Annotated in this window: 13 protein-coding genes; 8 read left to right on the forward strand and 5 right to left on the reverse strand. The window is 72.9% G+C overall.

Annotation, left to right across the window (positions count from 1 at the left end; genetic code table 11):
• Positions 1-43 precede the first annotated feature (43 nt).
• Positions 44-736 (reverse strand): pyridoxamine 5'-phosphate oxidase family protein, encoded by a 693-nt coding sequence (locus tag OG698_RS13695; RefSeq protein WP_406103298.1) that lies wholly within the window; start codon positions 734-736, stop codon positions 44-46.
• Positions 737-867: 131 nt separating this feature from the next.
• On the opposite strand from OG698_RS13695, the gene OG698_RS13700 reads away from it, so the two are divergent.
• From OG698_RS13700 to OG698_RS13720, 5 genes are all read left to right on the forward strand, one after another.
• Complete coding sequence (locus OG698_RS13700) at positions 868-2094, forward strand: ROK family transcriptional regulator (RefSeq protein ID WP_406103299.1); 1227 nt, start codon at positions 868-870, stop codon at positions 2092-2094.
• Positions 2095-2109: 15 nt separating this feature from the next.
• Complete coding sequence (locus OG698_RS13705) at positions 2110-5004, forward strand: glycoside hydrolase family 2 TIM barrel-domain containing protein (RefSeq protein WP_406103300.1); 2895 nt, start codon at positions 2110-2112, stop codon at positions 5002-5004.
• A gap of 151 nt (positions 5005-5155) precedes the next feature.
• Positions 5156-5302, forward strand: coding sequence for a hypothetical protein (locus OG698_RS13710; protein ID WP_406103301.1), 147 nt, complete (start codon positions 5156-5158; stop codon positions 5300-5302).
• A gap of 35 nt (positions 5303-5337) precedes the next feature.
• Complete coding sequence (gene mmuM, locus OG698_RS13715) at positions 5338-6252, forward strand: homocysteine S-methyltransferase (RefSeq protein ID WP_406103302.1); 915 nt, start codon at positions 5338-5340, stop codon at positions 6250-6252.
• Positions 6253-6347: 95 nt separating this feature from the next.
• Entirely contained in the window at positions 6348-6761 is a 414-nt protein-coding gene (locus OG698_RS13720; RefSeq protein ID WP_406103303.1) for a VOC family protein, read from the forward strand.
• A gap of 15 nt (positions 6762-6776) precedes the next feature.
• On the opposite strand, the gene OG698_RS13725 is transcribed toward OG698_RS13720, so the two are convergent.
• Entirely contained in the window at positions 6777-7145 is a 369-nt protein-coding gene (locus tag OG698_RS13725; RefSeq protein ID WP_406103304.1) for a hypothetical protein, read from the reverse strand.
• A gap of 16 nt (positions 7146-7161) precedes the next feature.
• Between OG698_RS13725 and OG698_RS13730 the strand changes: the two genes are divergently transcribed.
• Complete coding sequence (locus OG698_RS13730; protein WP_406103305.1) at positions 7162-7458, forward strand: hypothetical protein; 297 nt, start codon at positions 7162-7164, stop codon at positions 7456-7458.
• A 224-nt stretch (positions 7459-7682) separates the two neighbouring features.
• Positions 7683-9320 carry an IS200/IS605 family accessory protein TnpB-related protein gene (locus OG698_RS13735; RefSeq protein WP_406103306.1) on the forward strand — a complete coding sequence of 546 codons (1638 nt, stop codon included), beginning with the start codon at positions 7683-7685 and terminating at the stop codon, positions 9318-9320.
• Here the strand turns inward: OG698_RS13735 and OG698_RS13740 are convergent.
• A complete protein-coding gene (locus tag OG698_RS13740) occupies positions 9313-9444 on the reverse strand; it encodes a hypothetical protein (protein ID WP_406103307.1) in 132 nt (43 codons plus the stop codon). The two genes, OG698_RS13735 and OG698_RS13740, sit on opposite strands and share 8 nt — an antisense overlap.
• Before the next feature lie 112 nt (positions 9445-9556).
• Here OG698_RS13740 and OG698_RS13745 point away from each other — a divergent pair, with 112 nt between their 5' ends.
• Positions 9557-10573 carry an Lrp/AsnC family transcriptional regulator gene (locus OG698_RS13745; RefSeq protein WP_406103308.1) on the forward strand — a complete coding sequence of 339 codons (1017 nt, stop codon included), beginning with the start codon at positions 9557-9559 and terminating at the stop codon, positions 10571-10573.
• Between the two features lie 14 nt (positions 10574-10587).
• Here the strand turns inward: OG698_RS13745 and OG698_RS13750 are convergent, their stop codons facing one another.
• Both OG698_RS13750 and OG698_RS13755 read right to left on the reverse strand, forming a co-directional pair.
• The gene (locus OG698_RS13750; RefSeq protein ID WP_406111046.1) at positions 10588-11280 is read right to left on the reverse strand and encodes a helix-turn-helix domain-containing protein; all 693 of its coding nucleotides are present in this window, start codon (positions 11278-11280) and stop codon (positions 10588-10590) included.
• 48 nt (positions 11281-11328) lie between these two features.
• Positions 11329-12504: a YihY/virulence factor BrkB family protein gene (locus OG698_RS13755; RefSeq protein WP_406103309.1), complete on the reverse strand. Its 1176-nt coding sequence runs from the start codon at positions 12502-12504 to the stop codon at positions 11329-11331.
• Between the last annotated feature and the right edge of the window lie 7 nt (positions 12505-12511).

The following is a 12511-nucleotide window of genomic DNA, read 5'->3' on the forward strand; positions in this document are numbered from 1 at the left end:
AGAACCAGTGCTCGAGAACTCACGGTATGCCCCCGCTTGCCGGTCAGCCCTGCCGGGTCCCCGCGCGCGCCACGATGTGTGCCGGGGCGGTGATGCCGGTCGGCAGCAGCGGATCGGCGGTGGGTGCGCCCCAGCGGGAGGTCAGGGGCAGGGTGCCGGCCCACAGGCCGAGGGCCGCGTCGGGCCCGTCGCCGTCGTCGGGGGCGCCCGTACGAATCTTGACGGATGCCTCGTCGAGAGACAGGACCAGGAGGGTGGTGGCGGCCAGCTCCTTGCGGCTCGGCTGCCTTGCGTACGTCCACTGGCCCGGGGTCGCGTGCTCGGTGAGGCGGCGCAAGCCCGCCAGTTTCTCGTCGGGGTCGGTGACCGTGTGCGGTACGCCGTGGATCATCGCGCTGCGGTAGTTCACGCCGTGTTCGAAGACGGAGCGGGCGAGGACCAGGCCGTCGACGTGGGTGACGGTCACGCATATCGGCCCGTCGGGTTCGGCGGCCAGGCTGCGGCTCGCCACGGATCCGTGCAGGTAGAGCCGGGTGTCGTCGCGGCCGTAGACCGTGGGTACGACGACGGGGCGGCCGTCGACGAGGACGCCCAGGTGGCAGACGAACCCCGCGTCGAGGATCGCCTCGAGGTCGGAGCGTTCGAGGCTGGCCTGCTCGCGGAGCCTGCTGTGGCGGGTGCGGTCGGTCTGCGGGAGCGTGCGCGACAGCGTTGTCGCGGTGTCGGTCTGGGTCATGCGCTCGGACGGTACTCCGTGGTGATCACCCCCTCGCGGGCGGGGACTTCTGACAACCCCTTTTCAAACCCCTTGTAGAAAGAGTGCGGGCGGCCGTAGCGTCGAAGGGGCCCAGGAGTGGAGGGGACACGGTGAAGCGCACATCCCGCGACATCAGGACGGCGAACCGGTACGCGGTGCTGCGCCACCTCATCGCCAAGTCCCCCGCTTCCCGGGGCGAGCTGACGGCGGGGACCGGGCTCAGCCAGGCGACGGTCGCCACGCTCGTGGGTGAGCTCACCGCGCTCGGCCTGCTCGTCGAGGTCGGCTTCGAGGAGTCCGCGGGCGGACGTCCGCGCTCGCTGGTCGCGGTGGACGCGGCGGGCGGCGCCCTCATCGGCGTCGACGTGGCCGAGACGTACGTGCACGCGGAGCTCTTCGATCTCGCCCTGGGCGTCGTGGCGCGCGCGGAGGAGGAGCTACGGCCCGGCGAGTCCGCCCCGGAGCAGGTCGTCGGCCGGATCGCCGCGGCGGTCGGGGCCGTGGTCGCCGCCGCGGGGCCGCGCCGCCCGCCCCGTGTGCTCGGGGTGGGCGTCACGATGCCGGGGCAGGTCGACCGCGAGCGCGGTGTCGCCGTGCGCGCCGCGAACTGGGGCTGGCGCGACGTGCCCCTGACCGCGCTGCTCGCCGAGCGCTTCCCCTACCCGGTCCACCTCGACAACCCGCTGCGGGCGGCCACGCTCGCGGAGCTGTGGTTCGGCGCCGCGCGGGGCCGCGACGACGCCGTGGTGATCAACCTCGGTACGGGCGTCGGCGCGGGCCTCGCGCTCGGTGGCTCCCTGCACCGCGGTGTCACGAACAGCGCCGGCGAGTGGGGTCACACCACGCTCGTCCTGGACGGGCGGCCGTGCCGCTGCGGCGACAGCGGGTGCGTGGAGGCGTACGTGGGCGCGCCCGCCATCATGCGGACGCTGCGTGAACTCGCCCCGGAAAGCGCCCTGTTGACCGACGATGACCAGACCGCGACGATCGGCGCGCTCGGCCGCGCGGCCGCCGGTGGCGATCCGGTGGCGCTGCGGGTCGTCCGGGAGACCGCCCGCCATCTCGGCGCCGCCGTCGCGGACCTGGTGAACCTGCTCAACCCCGAAGTGATCGTGCTCAGCAGCTGGGTGGCGGCCGCGCTCGGTACGCCCCTGCTGACCGAAGTACGCGAGGCCGTCGCGCGGCACGCCCTGGGCAGCCCTTTCGCGGCCACCGAGATCGTCCTGTCCCCGATACCGACCGACCCCGTGAGCCTGGGCGCGGCGACCTTCGCGCTGGAAGGCGTGCTGTCGTCGCCGGGCCTGACCGGCACCACCCTCACCCCGCACACGACCTGACCGTCAAGGAGAACGATGTCCCTCCCCGAGGTGTCCCTCCCTGAGGAATCCGCACTCCCCTACTACGAGCAGGTGTCCCCCGGGACCGGCGGTGTCGCGCCGCGCTCCTGGTACGCCGCCTCCGACGCCAAGTCTCTTTCTCTCAACGGCCCGTGGCGCTTCCGCCTCGCGGCGACGGCCGACGGCCACGACGAGTCCTTCGCCCGCCCCGGCTACGACGCGTCCGCCTGGGCGGATCTGACGGTGCCGGGCCACTGGGTGCTCCAGGGCGGCGGGGCCTACGGGTCACCTGCGTACACGAACACTCTCTACCCGTTCCCCGTCGACCCGCCGCGCGTCCCGACCGAGAACCCGACCGGCGACCATCTGCGCGTCTTCGACCTGCCGGACGACTGGCCCGCGTCGGGAGCGACCGTGCTGCGCTTCGAGGGGGTCGAGTCGTGTGCGCGGGTCTGGCTGAACGGCGAGGAGCTGGGCGAGTTCAAGGGCTCGCGGCTGCCGCACGAGTTCGCCGTCGAGGGGCTGCTGCGCGCGGAGGGCAACGTCCTGGCCGTACGCGTCCACCAGTGGTCGTCCGGCTCCTATCTGGAGGACCAGGACCAGTGGTGGATGCCCGGCATCTTCCGTGAGGTCACGCTGCTGCACCGGCCCGACGGCGCGGACGCCGACTTCTTCGTGCACACCGCGTACGACCACCGCACCGGAGAGGGCACGCTGCGGGTCGAGGCAGGCGCGGGAGGCCGCGTGACCGTGCCCGAACTCGGCCTCGACGTCGGGGCCGGGGAGTCGGTGACGCTGCCGGTGGAGCCGTGGACGGCCGAGACGCCGCGCCTGTACGCGGGTGAACTGGCCACGCCGGGCGGGGAGATCATCCCCTTCCGCGCCGGATTCCGTACGGTCGTCGTGGAGGACGGCGTCCTCAAGGTCAACGGCAAGCGGATCCTCTTCCGCGGCGTCAACCGGCACGAGTTCCACCCGGAGCACGGCCGCACCGTGGACGAGGAGACGATGCGCCACGACGTCCTCCTCATGAAGCGGCACAACATCAACGCCGTGCGGACCTCGCACTACCCGCCCCACCCCGCCTTCCTCGACCTGTGCGACGAGCTCGGCCTGTGGGTGATCGACGAGTGCGACCTGGAGACGCACGGCTTCACCCACGAGCGGTGGAACGGCAATCCGGTCGCCGACGAGCACTGGACCCCGGCGCTCCTCGACCGGGCCGCCCGCATGGTGGAGCGCGACAAGAACCACGCGTCGGTGATCATCTGGTCCCTCGGCAACGAGTGCGGCACGGGCGCGGGCCTGACCGCGATGGCCGGCTGGATCCGCGACCGCGACCCGTCCCGCCCGCTGCACTACGAGGGCGACGCGTCGTGCGCCGACACCGACGTCTACTCGCGGATGTACGCGGACCACGCCGAGGTCGAACGCATCGGACGTCACGAGGACGAGGGGCCCGAGGCGCGCCGCGAACTCCCCTTCATCCTGTGCGAGTACGCGCACGCGATGGGCAACGGACCCGGCGGACTCTCCGAGTACCAGCGCCTCTTCGAGACGTACGACCGGCTCCAGGGCGGGTTCGTCTGGGAGTGGATCGACCACGGCCTCGCGCACGAGCGGTACGGGTACGCGTACGGCGGTGACTTCGGCGAGGAACTGCACGACGGCAACTTCGTCTGCGACGGTCTCCTCTTCCCGGACCGCACGCCCTCGCCCGGGCTCGTCGAGTACAAGAAGGTGATCGAGCCGGTCCTGATCGAGGGCGACGGGACGGCCGGCACGGTCCGCGTCACGAACCGCCACGACTTCGCGGACCTCGCCGCGCTGGCCTTCACCTGGTCGTACGAGGTGGACGGCGCACCGGTGGAGTCGGGCCCGCTCCCCGTCCCGACGCTCGCGCCCGGCGAGAGCGCGGACGTCAAACTGCCCGCCCCGCCGGACGCGGCGCGGGGCGCGGAGACGCAGTGGTCGGTACGGGCGGCGCTGGCCGACGACACCGCGTGGGCGGACCGGGGTCATGTGGTGGCGTGGGGTCAACTCCCCATGTCGGGGCGGCAGTCGGTCGTTCCCGCGAGCGGGGTGTCGCCTGTGCGGGACGCGGACGTCATCACGCTCGGCCCGGCTGCCTTCGACGCACGTACGGGCGAGCTGCGGAGCGTCGGACAGGTGCCGGTCACCGAGGTGCGCCTCGACGTGTGGCGGGCGCCGACCGACAACGACAACGGCGCCGACTGGCAGGCGGACCGGCGGTTCGGCCCCCTGTGGCGCGCGGCCGGACTGCACCGCATGCGGCACCGCCTGGACCAAGTGACCCTGGACTCAGGCGGGTTGACGGTACGGACCCGGGTGGCGCCCGCCGCCGGGCAGTTCGCGCTCGCCACGGAGTACCGCTGGACGGCGGACGACGCGGGCCGCCTGACGCTCACGGTCTCGGTGGCCCCCGAGGGCGACTGGAAGGTGCCGCTCCCCCGCCTGGGCGTCCGCCTCGGCCTCCCGTCGTCCGCGACGCACGCGCGCTGGTTCGGCGGTGGCCCCGGCGAGGCCTATCCGGACACGCGGGCCGCGTCACGACTCGGCCTGTGGGAGGCGTCCCTCGACGAGCTCCAGACGCCGTACGTGCGTCCGCAGGAGAACGGCGCGCGGGCGGATGTCCGCCGGGTGGAGATCGGCGGCCTGCGGATCGACGGCGAACCGGAGTTCTGGTTCACGGCCCGCCGCTGGACGGGCGAACACCTCGACGCGGCCGGGCACCGGACGGACCTGGTGGCCGGTGACACGGTGTGGGTGAACCTGGACCACGCCCAGCACGGCATCGGCTCCCAGTCCTGCGGCCCGGGCCCGCTGCCGCAGTACGTGCACGAGGTGGCCCCGGCCGCGTTCGCCTTCACGTTCTCGGCGGCGGGGTGAGCCACGGCGGACACAACGGCCCGCACGACGGCCAAGGCCCGTCCCGTACCCAGCAGTCGACGGTACGGGCGGGCCGGAGTCGATCACGAACACATGCTCGTAGGGGCTGGGTTGTCGGCCCTGCGTCGACCGGCCACGAGGGACGGCCTTCATGGGCGACGACGCCCCCCGGCACGACTCCGCCGAGCGGCCGCACATGCGGATCGACGGCTCGAAGGCGCACCCGGCGCGGGTGTACGACGCCTTCCTCGGCGGCACGGACAACTCCGTGTACGCGACGGTGACCCTCAAGCGCTGATCCCGTCCGGGATCCGACAGGGTTAGCGTCGTTGCATGACGTCACCTCCTCTTGCCGAAGCCCTCGCCGAGGGGCCGGTCGTCCTGGACGGCGGGCTCTCCAATCAGCTGGAGTCCGCCGGGTACGATCTGAGCGACGAGTTGTGGTCGGCACGGCTGCTCGCCGAGCGGCCCGAGGCGATCGTGGCCGCGCATCTCGCGTACTACGAGGCGGGGGCCTCGGTGGCGATCACGTCGAGCTACCAGGCGACCTTCGAGGGGTTCGCGCGGCGCGGGGTCTCCCGCGAGCGGGCCGCCGAACTGCTCGCCCTGAGCGTCGAGTTGGCGCGTGAGGCGGCCCGGCGCGCGGAGGCGAAGGGGGTGCCGGGTCCGCTGTGGGTGGCCGCGTCGGCGGGCCCGTACGGGGCGATGCTGGCCGACGGTTCGGAGTACCGGGGCCGCTACGGCCTGACGGTGGCCGAGCTGGAGGCCTTCCACCGGCCCCGGCTCGAAGTCCTCGCCGCGGCCGGGCCCGACCTGCTCGCCCTGGAGACGGTGCCGGACACCGACGAGGCGCGGGCGCTGTTGCGGGCCGTGCGGGGGCTCGGCGTCCCGGCGTGGCTGTCGTACAGCGTCGCCGGTGACCGCACGCGCGCCGGGCAGACCCTGGAGGAGGCGTTCGAGCTGGCCGCCGACGCGGACGAGATCGTCGCGGTGGGGGTCAACTGCTGCTCCCCCGAGGACGTCGAACCCGCGGTGGCGCTGGCCGCGCGCATCACCGGGAAGCCGGTGGTGGCCTATCCGAACAGCGGCGAGTCCTGGGACGCGGGGGCGCGCGGCTGGCGGGGCGCGGCCACGTTCACCGCGGACCGCGTGGCCGGCTGGGAGCGGGCGGGGGCGCGGCTGATCGGGGGCTGCTGCCGGGTGGGCCCGGACCGGATCGCCGCGCTCGCTGCGACCGTACGTCACTGAGCGGCGCGGGCCGGCGACCGGGCGCAGGTGCGACGCGACGCAAAGTGTCCGATTCCTTCAAGACCGGCGCCGGGGCGGGTGCCTACGGTGGGGCCATGACCGAGATCACCGCACGACTGGACGCCGTCGGCGTCGTCGTCTCCGACATGGCCGCCTCCGTCACGTTCTACCGCCGCCTCGGCCTCGTGTTCCCGGAAGGAGCCGAGGAGCAGCCGCACGCGGAGGCCGTCCTGCCCGGCGGGCTTCGCGTGCTGCTCGACACCGAGGAGACCGTGAAGTCGTTCCACCCGTCCTGGCGGGCGCCGGCCCGTGGTGCCTCCCGGCACGGGCTCGCCTTCCACTGCGGCGACGCGGCCGGGGTGGACGCCGTCTACGAGGAGCTGGTGGCCGCCGGGTACGACGGCGAGCTCAAGCCGTGGGACGCGTTCTGGGGCCAGCGGTACGCCGTGGTCCTCGACCCGGACGGGAACGGGGTCGACCTGTTCGCACCGCTGGCCACCGCCTCTTAAGAAGCGTTCGCCCGGCTAGGACGCGTTCGCCCGGCGCTTGCGTACCCCGTCGAGCAGCCGGGCGCACTGTTCCCCGGACATCGCGAGGTCGACGCCGACGAGGGCGAGGGCCGTCGCCCCGTCGAGCACCGCGAGGTCGGCGCCCGAGGTCTTGCCGTGGGCGGTGAACTCGGGGGTGTGCTGCTTGGCACCTCCCGTGTCGTAGCCGACCGTCGGGTGGATCGAGGGGATGCCCTGCGAGACGTTGCCCATGTCGGTCGACGCCATCGTCTCGCCGTGCAGCGAGGTGACGGTACGGCCCAGCTCGCCGGCGGCCCTCGCGTAGGACCGGGTCATCTCCTCGTCCTGGCGCAGATCGGCGAAGTCCCTTCCGTGCGCGCTCACTTCGAGCTCGGCGCCGGTGGCGAGCGCGCCCGCCCACGCCTATCTCGAGGAGCAGGACACCGACGAGGAGGGAGATCCCGGAGCGGTTCCGCTCGGGAGCGCGGGAGCGGAGGATGCGCACGAGGGGCGGGAAGAAGCCGAAGACGGCGCCTTGGAGGGTGACGTCGACGGCGAGGGTCGCGGCGATCAGGAGGGAGCCACCCGCCACCACCATCGCGAGCGCCACCCGCAGCAGCCTGCGGTGCCCGTGCAGGTCACCGAGCCGGACAGCAGCGGCGTCAGCACGGCGCAGGCCGACTGGAAGAGCAGATAGGTGTTGTTCTCCCCGACGGTCCCGCCTTCCAGGCGCCGGCCGACTTCGGGCAAAAGCGGGGTTGCCAACCGCTGAGAACTGACCGCGTTTTACCGAGTCCTGGCAAGCGCGAGTGAGCATGCGAGTCGGAGCGGACATGCGTTTCCGTGTCGAATGCGTGACCTTGAAGGGTCCGGGCTCGTTGGGCGGTTTGGCAGATGATCGGATCGCGCGGGGGTGGGGAGATGGCGGGAGACGCGTTGCGTGTGCTGGCGGCCCCGTTCGTGGCCCCGGCTCCGGCGGGGGTCGCGGTGCGCACGCGCCTCAAGGGCTTGTCTTCGCATGACGTGGACGTGCTGACCGCGGTCGGGCGGCACCTGGGCAGACTAGCCGGGCTGGACTTGAAGGCCCGCAGCGCGGCCGGGGTGGGTCATGATGCGGGTCAATGGGCCGCGCGGAAGCGGGGCGTGAGCGCCGCTTCCTCGGCACGCTGGGCCGGGGCGATCACCAAGGCCACGCATGACCAGTGGGCGCTGGCGCGTCGCTGTCTGGCCGCGCACCTTCGTGATCTGGAGGCGGGCGTCGCCCGGATCCGGCAGCGCCTGGCCCTGCCCCTGGGGGCCAAGGGACGCAAAGGCGCTCCGGGTGGGTACCGCTCCCGGCGTGAGTGGCATGCCAAGTCCCGCCGCCTGCGGGTCCTGGAGGACCGGCTCGCGGCGGCCCGCTCGGACTGGGCGGCGGGCCGGGTCCGGGTGGTGCGTGGCGGCAAGCGGCTGGCCACTACGCGGCATCACCTCGGCGCGGCAGGCCTGAGCGAAGGGGCTTGGCGGGCGCGGTGGGAGGCGGCGCGGATGTTCCTGGCCGCCGATGGCGAGAGCGGCAAACGGCTGGGCAACGAGACCATCCGCCTCACGGTGGATGGCATGCTGAGCCTCAAACTCCCGGCCCCGCTGGCCGGGTTGGCGAACGCCCCGCACGGCCGGTACGAGCTCGATGCCCGCGCCGTCTTCGCGCACCGCGGTCAGGATTGGGCGGACCGGGTGTCGGCGAACCGTGCGGTCGCGTATCGCATCCACCACGACGTGGTGCGGGATCGCTGGTACGTGACCGCGTCCTGGCAGCGCACCCCCGCCCCCACGCTCACCCTGGATGCGGCACTGGCCGACGGGACGGTGATCGGCGTGGACACCAACGACGACCACTATGCCGCCTGGCGACTGGACGGACACGGCAACCCGCTTGGCCGCCCAGAGCGCTTCGGCTACGACTTGTCCGGGACGGCCGCGCACCGGGACGCCCAGATCCGGCACGCCACCAGCCGCCTGCTGCACTACGCCCAACGCTGCGGGGCAACGGCGATCGCGATCGAAGACCTCGACTTCCACGATTCCAAGACCCGGGAGAAGCACGGCCGCAACAAGCGGTTCCGCCGTCTGATCTCCCGGTTCCCCACCGCACGCCTGGCCGCCCGGCTCATCTCCATGGCCGCCGCCCAGGACGTCACAGTGATCGCGGTGGATGCCGCCTACAGCAGCAGGTGGGGTGCCGAGCACTGGCAGCGGCCCACCGGCACCACCACCCGTAAGACCACCCGCCACGAGGCCGCGAGCCTCGTGATCGGAAGGCGCGCCCAGGGCTTTGGGGCGCGGCGACGGACGCCACCGCCCCCACATCACCGGAGTGATGGTGTGGGGCATCGGAGCGCCCAGGCCGCACCCCGACACCCAGGGCGTGAGGGAGACCGCCCGCCCCGGACCGGACCACCACCAGGAGTGGTGTCGCCACCGGGAACGAGAACGCGGCGACCCAGCCCGCCCAACACCGTTCGGGACGGGCGTAGTCAGCAGGAGTGGATCCACGACTCACTCCCGCTCACTACCTAGGAACGGTCAGATAGCCCTGGACGATGCCGCTGAACAGGACGACGACGGCCATCGTCGCGACCATGGCCGGGCCGGAGCTGACCGCTCTCGGCCCGCGTCCCGTTCCCGTTATGTGTGTGGACACAGCTTCACCTCTGGGTCTTCTGGTGGCCGGAACCGAATGTGGTCGCTACTGTGCGGGCCGAGGCACGGGCGGCCCCGAATATTCATGGATTCGTACGTACGGAGTGCTTGTGATGCGAGAAACGGTCACCGCCAGCGAGCTCGACCTCGCTCTGGTGAACGCCCTCCAGCTGCGCCCCCGGGCGTCCTGGTCGGAGCTCTCCCCGCTGCTCGGCGTGACGGCGGGCACGCTGGCGCGGCGGTGGGACCGACTGACGCGGGCGGGGCTCGCCTGGGTGTACGCGGCGCCGGGCCGTGAGTTCACCCGCAACCGCTGCACGGCGTTCGTGCTGCTGCGCTGCCGGCCTCAGGAGCGGTCGCGGCTGCTGGCGGAGCTGAGCGTGCTCCCGGAGGCGGTGACGATCGAGGTGACGGCCCCCGGCAGCGCCGACCTGCTGCTCGACGTGCTGGCCCCCGACCTGCCCTCGCTCAGCCGCTTCCTCACGCAGGAGCTGGACCGGCTGCCGGGGATCGTGTCGGTCAGCGCCCTGTTCGCCACGTCGCTCTACGTCGAGGGCAGTCGCTGGCGGCTGCGCTCCCTCGACCCCTCGCAGCTCACGGCGCTGGGCAGTGCGACGGCGGCGCAGGAGCCGGTCCGCGGGCTCGAACTCGACCCCGTGGACCGGGCCATGCTCGGCGAACTCGTCCGCGACGGGCGCCTCGGCCTCGCCGAACTCGCCGAGCGCACCGACACCAGCCCGCCCACCGTGCGCCGCAGGCTGCGCCGTCTCACGGACTCGGCGGTCCTGACGTTCCGCTGCGACATAGCCTCCGCGCTCGCGGGCCATCCGGTCTCGGTGTCGCTGCTGGGCCGGGTCCCCGCGCGGGACATCGGCACCGTCCACCGCACGCTCGCCGCGCTGCCGGAGTGCCGTCTGGTCGCGGCCGTCACGGGTCCCGCGAACATCTTCGCCACGCTGTGGGTGCACGACCTGGGTGACATCCAGCGCCGCGAGACGGCGCTGTGCGCCCGGCTGCCCACGCTCACGGTGACGGACCGCATCGTCGGCCTGCACACGGTCAAGCGCATGGGTCATCTGCTCGACGAGGAGGGGCGCCGGGTCGGGATCGAGCCGATCTCGCCCTGGTAGCAGCGGCGGCTTCGTCAGACGAGGCGGGTCGGCGGAACGCCCGCCATCTCCCGTACGTCGCGCGCCAGATGGGCCTGGTCGGCATACCCCGCCCGCGCGGCCGTCTCGGCGAGCGGCACTCCCCCGCGGGCCAGCGCGAGGGCGCGTTGCAGGCGCAGGACGCGGGCCAGGGTCTTGGGTCCGTAACCGAACGCGGCGAGGGAGCGGCGGTGCAGGCTGCGGGCGCCCAGCCCCGCGCTGTCGGCGGTCTCGGCGACGGTGCGGCCCGCGCCGAGCGACGCCACGATGTGCGCGAGGACGGCGTCGGGCGGCGCGGCTCCCCGTTCGAGGGCCACGGCTTCGAGGGCGGCGGCCGGGTCCTGTGCCGCGTCGACGCGTTCGGTGAGGCGCCGTACCTGGTCCGACGGCCACAGGTCGGCGAGGTCGACGCGCCGGTCGCGCAGTTCCTGGGCCGGGACGCCGAGGACGGCGGGCGCGGTGCCGGGGAAGAAGCGGATGCCCGCGAACCGGGTGGCGCCGCTGATGCCGGGCCGGTACGCGTGCGTGTCGGGTCCGGCGACGAAGAGGCGTCCCTCGGTCCACAGCAGGTCCATGCAGCCGTCGGGCAGGACGGCCGCTGCGGGGCGGGGACCGTCGCCTTCGGGGGCGACGGTACGGGTCCACAGGACCGCACCCGCCACGCTCCGCGCCGCCCGCTCCCGGTACACGTCAGCCACGCCTTCGAGGCTACGCCGCGTCCGCGGGGAGGCGGGCGGTCAGTTGTGGTCGTGGTCGTCGTGGTCGTGCTCGTTGTGGTCCTGCGTCTGGTCGCCGTTCTTGCGGACGTGCGCGCGCAGGCGGGACGACACGTCGTCCGGCGGCAGGAACTTCGACCAGCGCTCGGGGAACTCGGACGGCATGTCCGGGTCGTCCGCGTCGTCGATGCCCCCGTGCGCCTCGCGGGCGGCGGAGCGGGCGACGTACTCCGCGGCCTGCTTGGTCCGCCACCGCTCGTTCGCGGCACGGGCGGCCGACGTCGCGACGGACGGCCAGACCCGGTCGATCGCCGCGTTCACCGCGGCGCCGACGAGCACCGCGAACGCCGATACGCCGATCCACAGGAGCACGGCGACGGGCGCGGCCAGGGACCCGTAGATGGTGGGGCCCTCGATGGTGCTGGTGATGTAGAGGCGGAGCAGGAAGCTGCCCGGCACCCACATCGCGAGGGCCACGAGGGCGCCGGGTACGTCCTCGATCCAGGGCGAACGCACGGGCACGGACACGTGGTAGAGCGTCGTCAGGAACACCACGGACAGGAGGAGGACCACGGGCCAGTACAGGACCTGGACCACGGTCTCCGACCAGGGGACGAGGGCGATCACCGCGTCCGGGCCCGCGATCATCAGCGGCAGCGCGACCGAGCCGACGACGAGCGCGACGAGGAACAGCAGGAAGGCGAGCAGGCGGGTCTTGACGATGCCGCGCACCCCGTCGAGCCCGTACATGACCGTCACCGTGTCGACGAACGTGGACACCGCGCGCGAGCCCGACCACAGCGAGAACAGGAAGCCGATGGAGATGACGTCCGGACGGCCCTTCATCGCGTCGTCGAGGATCGGCCGGGCGATCTCCTTCACGCCCTCGTCGGTCAGGACCGTGCGCGAGGCCTCCAGGATGTTGTCGCGCACGCCCGCGATCGTGTCGGCGCCGGTCCAGGTGTCGACGTAGGCGAGCAGCCCGATGAGGGAGAGGAGCAGCGGGGGCACGGACAGGAGGGTGAAGAACGCGGCCTCGGCCGCGAGCCCGAGGATGCGGTACTCCATGCACGAGTTGACGGTGTCCTTGAGCAGCAGCCAGGCGGTCCTGCGCTTCGAGACGTTGCGATAGAGGGCGCGGGCCCGGTGGAGTCGGCCTCTGTGTGGCCGATCGGGTGTTTCTTTTGCCTGGTGCACGTCCTTA

The sequence above is a fragment of the Streptomyces sp. NBC_01003 genome (genome assembly GCF_045162695.1).
In the GTDB taxonomy this organism is placed as follows: Bacteria; Actinomycetota; Actinomycetes; order Streptomycetales; family Streptomycetaceae; genus Streptomyces.